Below are 13,765 nucleotides of genomic sequence, written 5' to 3' on the forward strand. Positions count from 1 at the left end.
TGTGGATGCTCTCATCGCTTATTATTCTCTGTCCTGCCTGAGTTGCATTAAAATCAACAATATCAATAACTCCCTGCAATTTTGGATTCTCTTTTGCTATTTTTCTCAATGCCTCTGTTAATTTTTCACCCAAACCTGTTGTTATTTTCCTGATATTCTTCCAGAGACATTCTTCAGGGATGTAGAATCTTACGAGTTTTCTGTCTTTTTCTACAAGCTTCCTTGCTATCTCTTCATTTCCAAATTCACTGGCAAGCTTCTTTATTTCATCTTCATACACATCACAGAGCCTTTTGTAAAATATCAATGGAATTATGTAATCTTTATACTTTGGAGTATCTATTTCTCCTCTAATACTACATGCTGCTTCCCAGAGCCAATTTTCTAATGTTGAAGTATCAAGCTTTCCAAACTACATCACTACACCTCTAATTTTTAAAGCCGAGCCACATATTTTGGGAACTCCAAGTTTAGCAGAATATGCGAACTTCCCAATCATTCTTTCATTCCCATCAAATCCAGCGGACTCCTTATTTTCTCAAATCTTTAGTAGCAACATGAGTATATAACTCTATCGTTTTCGAGCTTTTGGGCCCTAATAGCTCCTGAATGCATCTAAGTCAGCTTTCAATCAGGTGAGTTGCAAATGAATGTCTTAAGGAATGAACGGTGGCATCTTTTGTTATTCCGCTTTCTTACATGCGTTCTCAAATTCTCAAAAATTTGCTCCTCAGCGAGAATAAACCGAAATTCGTTATAGATAAGGCAGAGCTTTGAAAGGCTCCCTCTTGTTTGCATCCGCTATAACCAATCACTCATCAACGCCGAAGAGCTCAAGTCTCTCTAAAATCGGTGAGTAGAAGAAGTGAACGTAAATGAAGACAACATCCCAAAACGCTCAATTCTGTAGTATGGTCTCGTCTCCGTGCCGGAGTGCAACCGTCAGGGCATCCACCGAAACCTCGCCCCCGGAGTGCCTACTCCCAGCCGAAGAAAAAGATGGAAAAAGACATATTCACCACCCGGACAACTTTAGCCTTTCGAGTTCCTTTTCCGCGTCCCTTATTGCATCGTTCAGAGCCATTAAAAGAACTTCTTTAGGAACTTTAATTGCGATTTTGGCCCATGCAACAAAGAACAGGGCAGCTCTGTCGCCAAGGTTGGAGACATAAACTATCTCCAATGGATCATAAGTGCCAAGATTAAATCGGACAAAAGGTGGACTAACACAGTCAGCCGACTTGACCAGTGTTGGTAGCGCTTTTTCCAAGCCCTGCTTTAGTTGAGCGATGTCCCACACCACTCTCCACTTTTCCTTAGGTAGTTTTCCCTCCTCAATAAACTCTTTCAGTCCCCTCAGGTCATCCAGGTAATCCCTCAAGTTTATAGTAGCGTTTAGAACGTAAACGTCGCCATAAATCTCGATATCATACTCATTCAGGTAGCTCTCATCGCCCTCGCTCCAGAACTCCTCCGGGCGGAGGAGTCTAAATTTTAAATGCTTCACTTTCACTGGCCTCTTCTGTAGAATACGGCGTATGTTTTCTATAGTGTGTTGAACGTTTTTAGTGAACTCTCCAGCGGAGACCTGGATGTTCCTGCCGTCTGGAAGTCTAATCTTGACGTACTCTCCATTTTTTATGATTTTCAACCCGAATATATCTGTGGAAACTGTTCTTAAATTTACGAGTTCCATCAGCATATTCAGGAACTCTTTTACCAGGATGGGTTCTTCAGTGATGAAAATGGGTTCCTCGGCTGTTATCAGAACCGGAAACCCATCTTCCTCTGTGGTAAAATAAAAGGAGAAATACACCATAACACAGCCCCCTAATATTTAGATGCCGGGAATGCGGTGACTATCCTATACCACCCATTTCCCACTTTTTCAAGCACTACTGCCATTTTTGTTCCAAGTTTCGGAGAGTACCTCACGAGTAGCATGCTGTTCGGCTTCTTTCCACAGTCCACATCATCTGGATTCCGTATGGTCTCTTTTATTTCCCTCATGATGTCTTGGGCAGAGAGGTACTTAAATTTGTCCTTGGACCTATACGCCCTCGTGAGTATATGTCGTTTAATGATGTGTTTAACTCCTTCCTTGTCAAGTATAACCCACCCACCATCAAAAACCCCGCAAGATAGTGTTGCTCCTTTAAACCATATATTTCCAAAATATGGATATTCTTTCTCAAATTTCTCGGCAAGTTTCTTCGCGTCATTTGCGTCCCATCCGTTGAGCCATGCTTGTGCGAGTAGTTGTCCGAATTCTTTTGGACTGAAGAGGCAGCTGACTTGGTCAAGCTCGCTGGTTTTGACTCCCACTATTTTTCTTGGGCCATTATAAATCGCAATACTTTCAACTTTGGGTAGTGGGATGATCCAGATTTCTTTAGGTTGTAATTAACGTCCGGATCCCTCATGTAATTGCCTGCAGTCGTTAGGAAACCGTCACCAAACTCTGAGGTTTGTTTAATGCCTATGGCCCTCAGCACATACTTGCCAGGTGAACGCCCCGTATTTCTCAATGACCCTGTAAAGTCCAATGACAGCTATTGTGGCTAAGCTTACGGTTATGGCTAACAGTTCAGTACTGCCCACTACTATACTTATACCAACACCAATAGCTGGTAGGAACTGCGGCTGGACTTTATCTCCTGGCTTCCTCTCAGGATTGAATTCTGAGGGGAGTTCTACGGTGCTGTTCGAGGTAGTGTTCACTAACTCTGCCGTGGCGCTTGCACTGCTGACGGTCATTCCAAGAAAGAGCACAACCGGGGTAAGAGCAACAATCCTACGCAATTTCATTGTATCATCAGTGTTGAGCACACGATTGTAGTTTTTAAACTTTGCTTAGTAACAACTGAGGCATGTCTTGGCAAACATCGTTGAGTAGTAATTGAGGACAGAAAATATTTGCTGGATTTTTAATCCAATCCGAACAACCCTATACAATATTCCCCGGCTGTTAAGTCTTTAAACTGCTTCCCTGGTCATTTCTGCTTCCACATCGCAATCCTTATATTCAAGCTTTTTCTTGAGATTATTGCAAGTTACAGCTTGAAAAGGTGATACCAATGGGAAGGCTCCGCGTTATTGAGGCTAAGGGCACGGAGAGGTTGAAGCGCGGTTTTGCCAGGATGGTTAAGGGCGGCGTCATAATGGACGTCACCAACGCCGAGCAGGCGAGGATTGCGGAAGAGGCCGGTGCAGTTTCTGTCATGGCCCTTCACAAAGTTCCGGCCGACATTAGGAAGGCCGGCGGCGTTGCTAGGATGGCTCCGATAGAGAAGATCCAGGAAATAATGGACGCGGTGACGATTCCCGTCATGGCCAAGGTCAGGATAGGCCACGTCGCCGAGGCTAGAGTTCTTGAGGCGCTCGGTGTGGACATGATAGACGAGAGTGAGGTTTTAACTCCAGCGAACCCGTTCTTCCACATAGACAAGAGGGAGTTCAACGTTCCCTTCGTCTGTGGAGCGAGGAATCTTGGGGAGGCCGTTAGGAGGATATGGGAAGGCTCCGCCATGATAAGAACCAAGGGCGAGGCCGGAACCGGTAACATCGTCGAGGCAGTCAGACACGTTAGGCTCGTCGCCGACAACATAAGGCTCATCCAGCGCATGACGGACGAGCAGGTCTACGGCGTGGCTGAAAAGTTTGCCGAGCCCTACCTCAGGCTGGCCAGGCAGATAAGGGAGATAAGCGGCCTTTCAGAGAGGATCCTCGAGAACGAGCCTGTTTACGGTCACTACACCTACCGCGAGATAGTTGACGGTCTCTACAAGATTCTCCTGGGGATAAAGAAGCTCGGAAGGCTGCCCGTGGTTAACTTCGCCGCTGGAGGAGTTGCCACTCCAGCCGACGCTGCCCTGATGATGCAGATGGGCATGGACGGCGTCTTCGTGGGCAGCGGCATCTTCAAGAGCTCCAATCCGGAAAAGATGGCCCGGGCCATAGTCGAAGCTGTAAACCACTGGGACAAGCCGGACGTTCTTGTGGAGATAAGCAAGGAGATTGGAGAGCCCATGAAGGGTCTAGAGATTGAGGAGCTCGAGGTCCGCCTCGAGGATAGGGGCGTCTGAGCTTTTTCTTTCTCTATTTCTGGGGGTGAGAAGGTGCTCAAAGTCGGAGTTATCGGTGTTCAGGGGGCTGTGAGCGAGCACATCGATGCAACAAAAAGGGCTTTGGAAAAGCTCGGCGTTGGGGGGGAGGCATTCTGGCTGAGGAGGCCCGAGCAATTGAATGCCATTGACGCAATAATCCTGCCTGGCGGGGAGAGCACGACCATATCTCGGCTGATGCAGAAGAGCGGTCTCTTTGAGCCGGTTACGAAGCTCGGTGAGGAAGGGCTTCCAATAATGGGCACCTGTGCAGGTTTAATCCTCCTCGCAAAGGAGGTCGAGGGAGCCGTTGAGGGGCAGCGCTTTCTGGAGCTCCTCGACGTCAGGGTTAACAGAAACGCCTACGGCAGGCAGGTGAACAGTTTCGAAGCCCCGTTAAAGCTGTCCTTCAGTGATGAACCGTTCCCAGGTGTCTTCATCCGCGCGCCGAGGATAGTCGAGCTTCTGGGCGATAAGATCAAGCCGATAGCCTGGCACGGCGATGAGGTCGTTGGCGTAGAGCAGGGGAACATCATTGGCTTAGCGTTCCATCCTGAGTTAACCGAAGACGCAAGGCTTCACGAGTACTTCCTCAGGAGGGCTCTTTGACTTTACAAATTTTCATATACGCAGAATAAGGAAGCTCAGAAGCGGAAGGCCCACTCTGGATACTCTCCGGTGAGACAGGCGGTGCAGAGCTCCCTTTTCCCCACCGCTTTTTTCAGCCCCTCGACGCTAAGGTAGGCTAAGCTGTCGGCCCCTATAGCTTCCCTGACCTTTTCAACACTACCAAAAGCGGCTATGAGCTCGTGCCTGGTGGGGATGTCTATTCCCATGTAGCAGGGATGCCTTATCGGCGGCGAGGCGATCCTCACGTGCACCTCCCTCGCGCCGGCCTTTTTGAGCATTGCGACAATCCTCTTCATCGTCGTGCCCCTGACTATTGAATCGTCCACGAGAACAACTTTCCTGCCCTCGACGATTTCCTTAACTGGCGAGAGCTTGAGCTTGACCTTCAGCTCGCGGTAGAACTGCCCCGGGGTTATGAACGTCCTTCCGATGTAACGGTTCTTTATGAGCCCCTCGGAGTATGGGATGCCGCTCTCTTGGGAAAAGCCCAGAGCGGCTGCCCTTCCAGAATCGGGCACCGCTATGACGATATCACCCTCCGCTGGACTCTCTTTGGCGAGCTCACGGCCCATCCTCACGCGGGCGCTGTAAACGTTCACCCCATCGAGCGTGCTGTCTGGTCTGGCGAAGTAGATGTACTCAAAGACGCAGTGGTGGTGATTTTCCTCCACTAGAACTTTGCTCTCAATCGAATCATCCACGAGGAAGACCTCCCCGGGCTTTACGTCCCTTATCTCATCAATAAAGAGCCTCAGCGCGGAATCCTCGGAGGTGAAGTAGTGACCATCGCCCCTTCCATAGCTCAATGGTCTAAAACCAACTGGATCCCTTGCGACGAGGAGCTTACCGTCGAAGAGTAAGGCAACGGAATAGGCGCCTTTGACCTCATTGAAAACTTCCCGCATCGCTTCGAACTCGTCCCCGGTTTCCTTGAGGTGCCAGAGGAAGGAAACGCCAAGGAGCTCGGAATCGACGGAGTGGCTGAACTTCACGCCGAGCTTCTCATAATGTCTCCGCAGGGGCAGGAAGTTTGTGAGTGTGCCGTTGTGGGCTAAGGCAAGCCTCTTACCGCAGCAGGAAACTTCAAGCGGCTGGGTCTCGTTCAGCGAGCCGGAGGTGGAGTAGCGGACGTGGGCTATGGCGAGGTTCGATTTCAGCTTCGCCAGCTCACCGTTGTGGAAGACCTCCGAGACAAGCCCCTGGCCGGTTAAAGTCTTAATTCTGTGCTTCCAGACGCTTATGCCGGCGCTCTCCTGGCCGCGGTGCTGCAGAGCGATGAGTGCGTAGTATGCCTTCTTCGGGGCGTTTTCAGTCTTCGCTGCAAAGATTCCGCAATTCTCCCTCATGGCATACCCTCACACACTGGTTTGACTTGAAAGTGATAATTATGGTCTGTTTTGACGGCCTTTTTTAGTGTTTTATGCTTAAAAGCTTTGCTCATGTTTTGTCACACTAATGGCAAAACAAAGCTTAAATATTCGCAAAGTTTACATAAATATGGTGAAACCCATGCAGGTTTATGAAGGTAAGGCCAAGAAGATAATCCCACTCGACGGTGGAAAGGTTATCATGGAATTCAAAGACAATGCAACGGCCTTTGACGGCAAGAAGAAGGCCCAGTTCAAAGGAAAAGGCTGGTTTAATGCCCAGATAAGCGCGACTCTCTTCGGGGTTCTCGAGGAGAGGGGTGTTAAGACCCACTTCATAGGCGTTGCTGGTGACAACAGGCTCATTGTTGAAAAGCTCGATATGTATCCGCTCGAGGTTGTGGTCAGGAACGTCGTTGCTGGAAGCCTGAAAAAGCGCCTTCCGCTGGAAGAAGGAACCAAGCTTCCGGAGCCGATAATCGAGCTTTACTACAAGGACGACAGCAAAGGAGATCCGATGATAAACCACTACCACGCCAAAATCCTCGGAATAAGCGAAGGGGAAATCAGAGAGATGGAGCGTATAGCTCTGAAGGTTAACGAAATCCTGAGGGAGTACTTCGCCGAGAGGGGAATAATCCTCGTCGACTTCAAGCTCGAGTTCGGAAAGAACGGCAGAGGTGAGATAGTCCTTGGGGATGAGATAAGCCCTGACACCTGCCGCTTCTGGGACGCCAGAACGAGGAAGAGCCTCGACAAGGACGTTTTCCGCTTCGACAGGGGGGATTTGATAAGCGCTTACGAGGAGCTCTATAAGAGGCTTACGGGCGAGGCCTGAAATCCGAATCATAGGTTATCCACACAATGTAGCATCCTTTTTCATCCTCCACTATTTCTATTCTCTTCAGTCTCGGGCCATACTCCCTAACGGCATCATCTACGACCTTGGACAGCTCCTCAAGGAAGGCCTTTCTCTTAACCGTCATCTCCACCTGCTCCACCAAAGAAAAGTAAAGGCAAGGGCTTAAAGCCTTACCCCGTAGTTCTCCACGACGATTCCTGGCTCCTTTGTAACCATTCCGAGCTCAAAGCTTTCGTAGTGTTTGTTGAGAACCTCGAGGACCTCCTCCTTCCCCTCTTGAGGGACTATGACAGCGAAGCCCACTCCCATGTTGAAGACCCTGAACATCTCCTCAAGCGGAACGCCGTTCTCGTAGATCAGCTTGAATATCCCCTCTAGTGGGGGCATCTCAAGGGAAAAGCCGTAGTTCGTTAGGCGCTTAAGGTTGAGCAGGCCTCCGCCAGTGATGTGTGCCAGTCCGTAAACCTCAACACTCTTCAAAAGCTCAAGCACGAGCTTGACGTAAATCCTCGTCGGCTCGAGGAGGTGCTCCCAGAGCTTTTTTCCATCGAACTCATAGTCGAGGCTGTATCTTGGAATGAGGAGCTTTCTGGCAAGGGTTAGGCCGTTTGAATGTACACCTGAGCTGGAAATTCCAATGACCACATCCCCTGGCTTTATCTTCTCGCCCGTTATTACTCCGTCTTTCTCGACGACACCGATGGCGGTTCCGGCTAAATCGAAGCCGTTGATGAGGTCGGGCATCACGGCGGTTTCGCCGCCGACTATGGCTATTCCCGCTTGCCTTGCCCCTTCGTGGAGACCCTTCGCAATCTGGGAAAAGACTCCTTCGTCGGGCTCTTTTACTGCGAGGTAATCAACGAGCGCTATTGGCTCAGCCCCAACGCAGAGCAGATCGTTCACGTTCATGGCTATCATGTCTATTCCTATGGTGTCGAACTTACCAACGGCCTCAGCAACCAGAATCTTAGTGCCTACTCCGTCGGTCGTCATGGCGAGGTGAAAGCTTCCGAAGTCCATCAAGGCTGCGTAGTGGCCGAGGTTCTGGGCCGGTTCTCCGAGTTTTCCTTTCCTGAAGGCAAAGGTTGTCTTGGCGGCGTTTATTATACTCTTTAGAGCTTTAGCCGTCTTTTCGTCGTCCACACCAGCCTGGGCATAGGTCAGCATGAGCAACACCTGGCCTTAGTTTGCGTGGAGGCTTAAAAGGTTTGCCATTTTCTTGCTTAAAAAGGCTTAAATACTTGCAAATTTTAACATTTTAACGTCAAACCTTGAGGTGATTTTTATGGTGAAGCTTAGGGATGAGCTAGGAACCGCGATGACGGATTCTGCCCAGAAGATACTCCTCTCCGGTAGCGGCGAGCTCGGGAAGGAGATAGCTATAGAGGCCCAGCGCCTGGGCGTTGAGGTTGTGGCGGTAGATAGATACGCCAACGCCCCCGCCATGCAGGTTGCTCATCGCTCTTATGTGGGCAACATGAAGGACAAGGACTTCTTGTGGAGTGTCATGGAGAGGGAGAAGCCTGACGTAATAATCCCTGAGATTGAGGCCATCAACCTCGACGCGCTGTTTGAGATTGAGAAAGAAGGTTACTTCGTCGTGCCAAACGCCAAAGCAACGTGGATAGCCATGCACCGTGAGAGGACGAGGGAGACTTTAGCAAAGGAAGCTATGGTCCCAACGTCAAGATATGCCTATGCAACAACTCTCGACGAGCTCTATGAGGCGTGCGAAAAGATTGGCTATCCCTGCCACACCAAGGCCATAATGAGCTCCAGCGGAAAGGGCTCCTACTTCGTGAAGGGTCCTGAGGATATCCCTAAGGCCTGGGAGGAGGCGAAGAAAAAGGCCCGCGGTAGTTCAGACAAGATAATCGTCGAGGAGCACATCGATTTCGACGTCGAGATAACCGAGCTGGCAGTCAGGCACTACGATGAGAACGGGGAAATTGTGACGACCTTCCCCAAGCCCGTTGGCCACTACCAGATAGACGGTGACTACCACGCCAGTTGGCAGCCGGCCGAGATAAGTGAGAAAGCTGAACGGGAGGTTTACAGGATAGCGAAGCGCATAACGGATGTTCTCGGTGGTCTTGGCCTCTTCGGCGTCGAGATGTTCGTTAAGGGTGGCAAGGTCTGGGCCAACGAAGTCTCCCCGAGACCCCACGACACTGGAATGGTGACGCTCGCCTCCCATCCGCCAGGCTTCTCGGAGTTTGGCCTCCACCTGAGGGCCGTTCTCGGCTTGCCAATACCTGGTGAATGGGTTGATGGTTATCGCCTATTCCCGATGCTGACCCCAGCAGCGACCCACGTCATCAAGGCCAACGTTTCAGGTTATTCTCCGCGCTTTAGGGGGCTGGCCAGAGCTCTGAGCGTTCCGAATGCCACAGTACGGCTCTTTGGAAAGCCCGAAGCTTACCCTGGAAGGCGCTTGGGTGTTGCTTTAGCATGGGACAGGGATGTTCAGGAAGCGAAGAAGAGGGCTGAGAGGGTCGCCCACATGGTCGAACTCAGGACGAGGAGCTCCGACTGGTACGATCAAGACTATGAAAAGAGGAGGCACCTTCTTTAACACCTTTTTTAGGTGTCAGCTTCCTTGGGGTTGGCGGGATTAGTCCCCAACACGTGACGGGCGCAGAATGTGCTTTTTGACAGAACAAATGAGCACAAAACGCTCTAATTTGTAGACAACATGTAATGTAACGTTGGATAGTTTTTGGCATTGTGATGAGGATTTTAGAACTTTATCAAATCTTTGGAAAAAATGCGAAAAATTTAAATTTGATTAATGTGCCTATATTATGTATGCCCTCTTGATGTTAAAATCAGGCGGTTGAAATCAGCCTCGACCTTAAGGGAAGCCACTAACCGCGCATCCTTTCCCTATAATCTTCGAGCTTCTTTCTTAGTCTCTCATCCCTGAGTGCGAGTATCTCAATCGCGAGCAGAGCAGCGTTCTTGCCGTTGTCTATGCCAACGGTGGCGACGGGAACGCCGGGTGGGAGCTGGGCGATACTGAGCAGTGCATCGAGGCCGCCCAGTTTGGCCGAAATGGGGACACCTATGACCGGCTTAACCGTGTGGGCGGCTATGACGCCCGGCAGGGCCGCACTCAGGCCTGCTATTGCTATGAAAACATCATAGTCCTTCTTTGCCAACTCCTCGACCTTTTTTGGGTCCCTGTGGGCTGAAGCAACCTCGAGGTCGTATGAAACTCCGAACTCGTCGAGAACTGAAGTCACCTTCTCGGCTATATGGCTGTCGCTTTTACTCCCCGTAACCACGAGCACCTTCATGGTCTTCACCGGAGTTCGTTCGTCGTTGACCTTTATAAATTTTGCCGTTTTTGTGTAAAAACAAAGCTTAAAAACTAAAGTTTTTGACAAGTTTATGGTGAACATCATGAAGGTTCTGCTCGTTGGTGGCGGCGGTAGGGAGAACGCCATAGGCGAGGCTCTTGTAATGGCCGGGGCCGAGCTCTACGTTGTCTCAAGGCATGTTAATCCCGGACTTAAGAGGTTTGCGAAGGAGTACAGCTTGGTGAAGGAGACCGACGTTCCCAAGGTTCTCGAGTATGCAGAGAGGTGGGGAGTCGAGCTTGCTTTCATTGGTCCCGAGGCCCCTCTCGAAGCCGGTATCGTGGATGTTCTGGAGGGAAACGGCATCCCAACTGTTGGGCCGAGTAAGGAGGCTGCCAAGCTCGAAACCAACAAGGCCTTTGCCCGTGAGCTGATGGAGAAGCACGAAATCCCTGGAAGGAAGCTCTTCAGGGTCTTTGAGGACGTTGCCGAGATGAAATCCTGGATAGACAACTTCGGGAGGCCAGTCGTTGTTAAGCCTCTAGGCCTTACCGGCGGCAAGGGGGTTAAGGTCGTCGGCTACCAGCTAGAGGACAACGACGAGGCCAAGGTCTACGCTGAGGAGCTTATCAGAAAGGACGGTAAAGTCCTCATCGAGGAGAGGACCGATGGAGTGGAGTTCACCTTCCAGATCTTCACGGACGGGAAGAGGGTTCTGCCGATGCCTCTAGTCCAGGACTACCCACACGCCTATGAGAACGACGAAGGCCCGATAACGGGCGGAATGGGCTCATACTCGTGCTCAAATCACCTCCAGCCCTTTGTCATGAAGGATGACTACGAGAAGGCTCTGAAGACGCTGAAGGCAACGGTCGAGGCCATGAGGAAAGAAGGAATTCCCTACAAGGGCATCCTCTACGGTCAGTTCATGCTGAGCAAGGAGGGGCCGGTGATAATCGAGTACAACGCCCGCTTCGGAGATCCTGAGGCGATGAACGTCCTCCCGCTTCTGGAGACAAGTCTCCTTGAAATAGCGGAGGGAATCGTCGACGGGAGATTAAAGAAAGCCGAGTTCGAGAGGAAGGCCACCGTCGTGAAGTACCTCGCCCCCGAGGGGTACCCAACGCACCCTGTTAAGGGTGTCAGGATAGAACTCGATGAGAAGGCCATAGTCGAGACGGGAGCGAAGCTTTACTATGCTTCAATTGACGAGAACCTCACTTTACTCGGCTCACGTGCCTTGGCAGTGGTTGGTGTAGCAGATACGCTTGAGGAAGCGGAGAGGATAGCCTCGGAAGGAATCTCCCACGTTAAGGGTGAGCTGTTCTGCAGGAAGGACGTTGGAACGAGAGAGAGCATCGAGAAGAGGATCAGGCTGATGAGGGAGTTCGGTAAAGATTTCGAGCCTTTGGCCTGCTGAGGTGGTCGGGATGATAAGCCGCGAGGAGATTTTGGAGGTTCTTGAGAAGTACGACCTAGAGAAGATAACCGTTGGCGTCATTGGAAGCCATTCCGCGCTGGACATAGCCGATGGTGCTAATGAGGAAGGTCTCCCAACGCTTGTCGTTGCCCAGAGGGGCAGGCACAGGACTTACACGGAATACTTCAAGCTTAGGAGGATGAAAGACGGCCTAACCAAGGGGTTCATCGATGAGATTATAGTTCTCGAAAAGTTCGCTCAGATAATTGACGTTCAAGAGGAGCTGAGAAGGAGGAATGTCATCTTCGTCCCCAACCGCTCGTTCGTTGTCTATACCGGAATAGACCGCGTCGAAAACGACTTCCTCGTTCCGCTCTTTGGCAGCAGGAACCTCCTGAGGAGCGAGGAGAGAAGTGAGGAGAAAAGCTACTACTGGCTGCTCGAGAAGGCTGACCTGCCTTACCCAGAGCCTGTTAAGCCCGAAGAGATTGACGAGGTCGGTTTGGTCATCGTCAAGCTTCCTCACGCCAAGAAGAGGCTGGAGAGAGGCTTCTTTACGGCTGCCTCTTATCGGGAGTTCCGCGAGAAGGCCGAGATGCTTATCAAACTTGGGATAATCACCGAGGAAGACCTCGCCAAGGCAAGAATCGAGCGCTACATAATCGGCCCGGTGTTCAATTTCGACTTCTTCTACTCGCCTATAGACGATGAAATCGAGCTCCTTGGGATAGACTGGCGCTTCGAAACCAGCTTAGACGGCCACGTTCGTCTTCCAGCTCACCAGCAGCTTACCCTTCCAGAGCATCAGTTCGAGCCTGAATATACTGTCTGCGGCCACGCTTCGTCAACCCTTAGGGAATCTCTGCTTGAGAAGATCTTCGACATGGCTGAGCGTTATGTTAAGGCGACACAAAAATACTATCCCCCGGGAATAATCGGCCCATTCACTTTGCAAACAGCTCTTGACAAGGATCTCAACTTCTACATCTACGACGTTGCTCCAAGAACCGGCGGTGGAACGAACATCCACATGGCCATAGGCCACCCGTACGGCAACGCCCTCTGGAGGAGGCCGATGAGCACAGGTAGAAGGGTGGCGCTTGAGATTAAGAGAGCCATTGAGCTGGGCGAGCTTGAGAAGGTCGTTACATGAGGTGGTCTGAATGAGATGGGAAGTTAGGGTAACCGTCCGCCTTAAGGAGGGCCTCAACGACCCTGAGGGAAGGGTGATAGAAAGCGCCTTGAGAAACCTGGGCTACGCCGTCGAGAACCTCAAGGTTCCGAAGTACTTCGAGTTCGAGCTTGAGAGCGATAATCCAGAGAGGGAAGTTGAGGAGATGTGCAGGCGTCTGCTGGCTAATCCCGTCATACACACCTACGAGTACCGCATCGAAAAGGTGAGCTGATGTGCCAAAGTTTGCTGTCATAGTGTTTCCAGGGACAAACTGCGACTTCGAGACCGAACGGGCAATAAGAAAGGCCGGCGGCGAGGCCGAGAGAATCTGGTACAGGGAAAGCCTCAAGGATTTCGATGGCGTCATCCTTCCTGGGGGTTTCAGCTACGCCGATTATCTACGTGCCGGAGCGATAGCGGCGAGGCAGGAAATAATGGAGGAAGTGAAGGAGCTCTCGAAGGAGGGAAAACCCGTCTTGGGGATATGCAATGGCTTTCAAATACTGACTGAATCCGGCCTCCTCCCGGGTGCTCTGAGACCCAACAGGATTCCAAGATTCATCTGTAAGTGGGTTCACCTCAGGGTCGTCGACACCGAGACGGCTTTCACCAGCCTCTACGAGCCGGGAGAAGTGATAAGAATGCCAATAGCTCATGCAGAGGGTAATTATTACGCCAATGATCTGAGCAAAGTTAGGATAACCTTTCAATACAGTGATGGGAATGGCGAGATTATAGAAGATGCTAATCCAAACGGTTCTCTGTTAAATATAGCGGGAATAAGTAACGAGAAGGGCAACGTCCTCGGCATGATGCCTCACCCCGAGAGGGCGAGCGATAGGTGGCTGGGGGGTGAGGATGGGTTGAGAGTCTTCAGCTCTATGATTGAATATGCGAAGAGGTGAAA

Annotated in this window: 15 protein-coding genes and 1 pseudogene; 8 read left to right on the forward strand and 8 right to left on the reverse strand. The window is 50.8% G+C overall.

Annotated features, from left to right (window positions below):
* Window position 1 precedes the first annotated feature (1 nt).
* From A7C91_RS12175 to A7C91_RS05415, 4 genes and pseudogenes are all read right to left on the reverse strand, one after another.
* Window positions 2-376 (reverse strand): annotated as a pseudogene (locus A7C91_RS12175) (type I restriction-modification system subunit M N-terminal domain-containing protein); the annotation flags it as partial.
* 639 nt (window positions 377-1,015) lie between these two features.
* Window positions 1,016-1,819 (reverse strand): hypothetical protein, encoded by an 804-nt coding sequence (locus A7C91_RS05405; protein ID WP_068665591.1) that lies wholly within the window; start codon window positions 1,817-1,819, stop codon window positions 1,016-1,018.
* A gap of 11 nt (window positions 1,820-1,830) precedes the next feature.
* The gene (locus tag A7C91_RS05410) at window positions 1,831-2,325 is read right to left on the reverse strand and encodes a hypothetical protein (protein ID WP_068665593.1); all 495 of its coding nucleotides are present in this window, start codon (window positions 2,323-2,325) and stop codon (window positions 1,831-1,833) included.
* A gap of 147 nt (window positions 2,326-2,472) precedes the next feature.
* Window positions 2,473-2,829, reverse strand: coding sequence for a hypothetical protein (locus tag A7C91_RS05415; RefSeq protein WP_199919979.1), 357 nt, complete (start codon window positions 2,827-2,829; stop codon window positions 2,473-2,475).
* Between the two features lie 248 nt (window positions 2,830-3,077).
* Between A7C91_RS05415 and pdxS the strand changes: the two genes are divergently transcribed.
* Both pdxS and pdxT read left to right on the forward strand, forming a co-directional pair.
* Complete coding sequence (gene pdxS / locus A7C91_RS05420; protein WP_068665597.1) at window positions 3,078-4,085, forward strand: pyridoxal 5'-phosphate synthase lyase subunit PdxS; 1,008 nt, start codon at window positions 3,078-3,080, stop codon at window positions 4,083-4,085.
* A 33-nt stretch (window positions 4,086-4,118) separates the two neighbouring features.
* Window positions 4,119-4,712: a pyridoxal 5'-phosphate synthase glutaminase subunit PdxT gene (gene pdxT / locus A7C91_RS05425; RefSeq protein WP_068665599.1), complete on the forward strand. Its 594-nt coding sequence runs from the start codon at window positions 4,119-4,121 to the stop codon at window positions 4,710-4,712.
* Between the two features lie 35 nt (window positions 4,713-4,747).
* Here the strand turns inward: pdxT and purF are convergent, their stop codons facing one another.
* On the reverse strand, window positions 4,748-6,079 hold the full coding sequence (gene purF, locus A7C91_RS05430) for an amidophosphoribosyltransferase (RefSeq protein ID WP_068665601.1): 1,332 nt from the start codon (window positions 6,077-6,079) through the stop codon (window positions 4,748-4,750).
* A 163-nt stretch (window positions 6,080-6,242) separates the two neighbouring features.
* On the opposite strand from purF, the gene purC reads away from it, so the two are divergent.
* Complete coding sequence (gene purC, locus A7C91_RS05435; protein ID WP_082871988.1) at window positions 6,243-6,938, forward strand: phosphoribosylaminoimidazolesuccinocarboxamide synthase; 696 nt, start codon at window positions 6,243-6,245, stop codon at window positions 6,936-6,938.
* Here the strand turns inward: purC and A7C91_RS11150 are convergent.
* Window positions 6,922-7,101 carry a hypothetical protein gene (locus A7C91_RS11150; RefSeq protein WP_199920140.1) on the reverse strand — a complete coding sequence of 60 codons (180 nt, stop codon included), beginning with the start codon at window positions 7,099-7,101 and terminating at the stop codon, window positions 6,922-6,924. The genes purC and A7C91_RS11150 overlap by 17 nt on opposite strands.
* A 23-nt stretch (window positions 7,102-7,124) precedes the next feature.
* Window positions 7,125-8,129 (reverse strand): phosphoribosylformylglycinamidine cyclo-ligase, encoded by a 1,005-nt coding sequence (purM, locus tag A7C91_RS05440; RefSeq protein WP_068665605.1) that lies wholly within the window; start codon window positions 8,127-8,129, stop codon window positions 7,125-7,127.
* A gap of 118 nt (window positions 8,130-8,247) precedes the next feature.
* Here purM and purT point away from each other — a divergent pair, with 118 nt between their 5' ends.
* Window positions 8,248-9,537: a phosphoribosylglycinamide formyltransferase 2 gene (gene purT / locus A7C91_RS05445; RefSeq protein ID WP_068665607.1), complete on the forward strand. Its 1,290-nt coding sequence runs from the start codon at window positions 8,248-8,250 to the stop codon at window positions 9,535-9,537.
* Between the two features lie 292 nt (window positions 9,538-9,829).
* Here the strand turns inward: purT and purE are convergent, their stop codons facing one another.
* The gene (gene purE, locus A7C91_RS05450; RefSeq protein ID WP_068665609.1) at window positions 9,830-10,261 is read right to left on the reverse strand and encodes a 5-(carboxyamino)imidazole ribonucleotide mutase; all 432 of its coding nucleotides are present in this window, start codon (window positions 10,259-10,261) and stop codon (window positions 9,830-9,832) included.
* A gap of 106 nt (window positions 10,262-10,367) precedes the next feature.
* Between purE and purD the strand changes: the two genes are divergently transcribed.
* The 4 genes from purD to purQ are packed head-to-tail and all read left to right on the forward strand — an operon-like array spanning window position 10,368 to window position 13,763.
* Complete coding sequence (gene purD / locus A7C91_RS05455) at window positions 10,368-11,684, forward strand: phosphoribosylamine--glycine ligase (protein WP_068665611.1); 1,317 nt, start codon at window positions 10,368-10,370, stop codon at window positions 11,682-11,684.
* 10 nt (window positions 11,685-11,694) lie between these two features.
* The gene (locus A7C91_RS05460) at window positions 11,695-12,837 is read left to right on the forward strand and encodes a formate--phosphoribosylaminoimidazolecarboxamide ligase family protein (RefSeq protein WP_068665613.1); all 1,143 of its coding nucleotides are present in this window, start codon (window positions 11,695-11,697) and stop codon (window positions 12,835-12,837) included.
* A 10-nt stretch (window positions 12,838-12,847) separates the two neighbouring features.
* Window positions 12,848-13,090, forward strand: coding sequence for a phosphoribosylformylglycinamidine synthase subunit PurS (gene purS / locus A7C91_RS05465; RefSeq protein WP_068665615.1), 243 nt, complete (start codon window positions 12,848-12,850; stop codon window positions 13,088-13,090).
* A gap of 1 nt (window position 13,091) precedes the next feature.
* Complete coding sequence (gene purQ, locus A7C91_RS05470) at window positions 13,092-13,763, forward strand: phosphoribosylformylglycinamidine synthase I (RefSeq protein WP_068665617.1); 672 nt, start codon at window positions 13,092-13,094, stop codon at window positions 13,761-13,763.
* Window positions 13,764-13,765 lie beyond the last annotated feature (2 nt).

The organism is Thermococcus piezophilus, from assembly GCF_001647085.1.
Classification (GTDB): domain Archaea; phylum Methanobacteriota_B; class Thermococci; order Thermococcales; family Thermococcaceae; genus Thermococcus; species Thermococcus piezophilus.

What these genes read in the sequence shown, in the direction of transcription:
- A7C91_RS05405 (WP_068665591.1), bottom strand. Translation starts at nt 1,819, where the DNA reads ATGGTGTATTTCTCCTTTTATTTTACCACAGAGGAAGATGGGTTTCCG.
- pdxS (WP_068665597.1), top strand. Translation starts at nt 3,078, where the DNA reads ATGGGAAGGCTCCGCGTTATTGAGGCTAAGGGCACGGAGAGGTTGAAG.
- purF (WP_068665601.1), bottom strand. Translation starts at nt 6,079, where the DNA reads ATGAGGGAGAATTGCGGAATCTTTGCAGCGAAGACTGAAAACGCCCCG.
- purC (WP_082871988.1), top strand. Translation starts at nt 6,243, where the DNA reads ATGCAGGTTTATGAAGGTAAGGCCAAGAAGATAATCCCACTCGACGGT.
- purM (WP_068665605.1), bottom strand. Translation starts at nt 8,129, where the DNA reads ATGCTGACCTATGCCCAGGCTGGTGTGGACGACGAAAAGACGGCTAAA.
- purT (WP_068665607.1), top strand. Translation starts at nt 8,248, where the DNA reads ATGGTGAAGCTTAGGGATGAGCTAGGAACCGCGATGACGGATTCTGCC.
- purE (WP_068665609.1), bottom strand. Translation starts at nt 10,261, where the DNA reads ATGAAGGTGCTCGTGGTTACGGGGAGTAAAAGCGACAGCCATATAGCC.
- purD (WP_068665611.1), top strand. Translation starts at nt 10,368, where the DNA reads ATGAAGGTTCTGCTCGTTGGTGGCGGCGGTAGGGAGAACGCCATAGGC.
- A7C91_RS05460 (WP_068665613.1), top strand. Translation starts at nt 11,695, where the DNA reads ATGATAAGCCGCGAGGAGATTTTGGAGGTTCTTGAGAAGTACGACCTA.
- purS (WP_068665615.1), top strand. Translation starts at nt 12,848, where the DNA reads ATGAGATGGGAAGTTAGGGTAACCGTCCGCCTTAAGGAGGGCCTCAAC.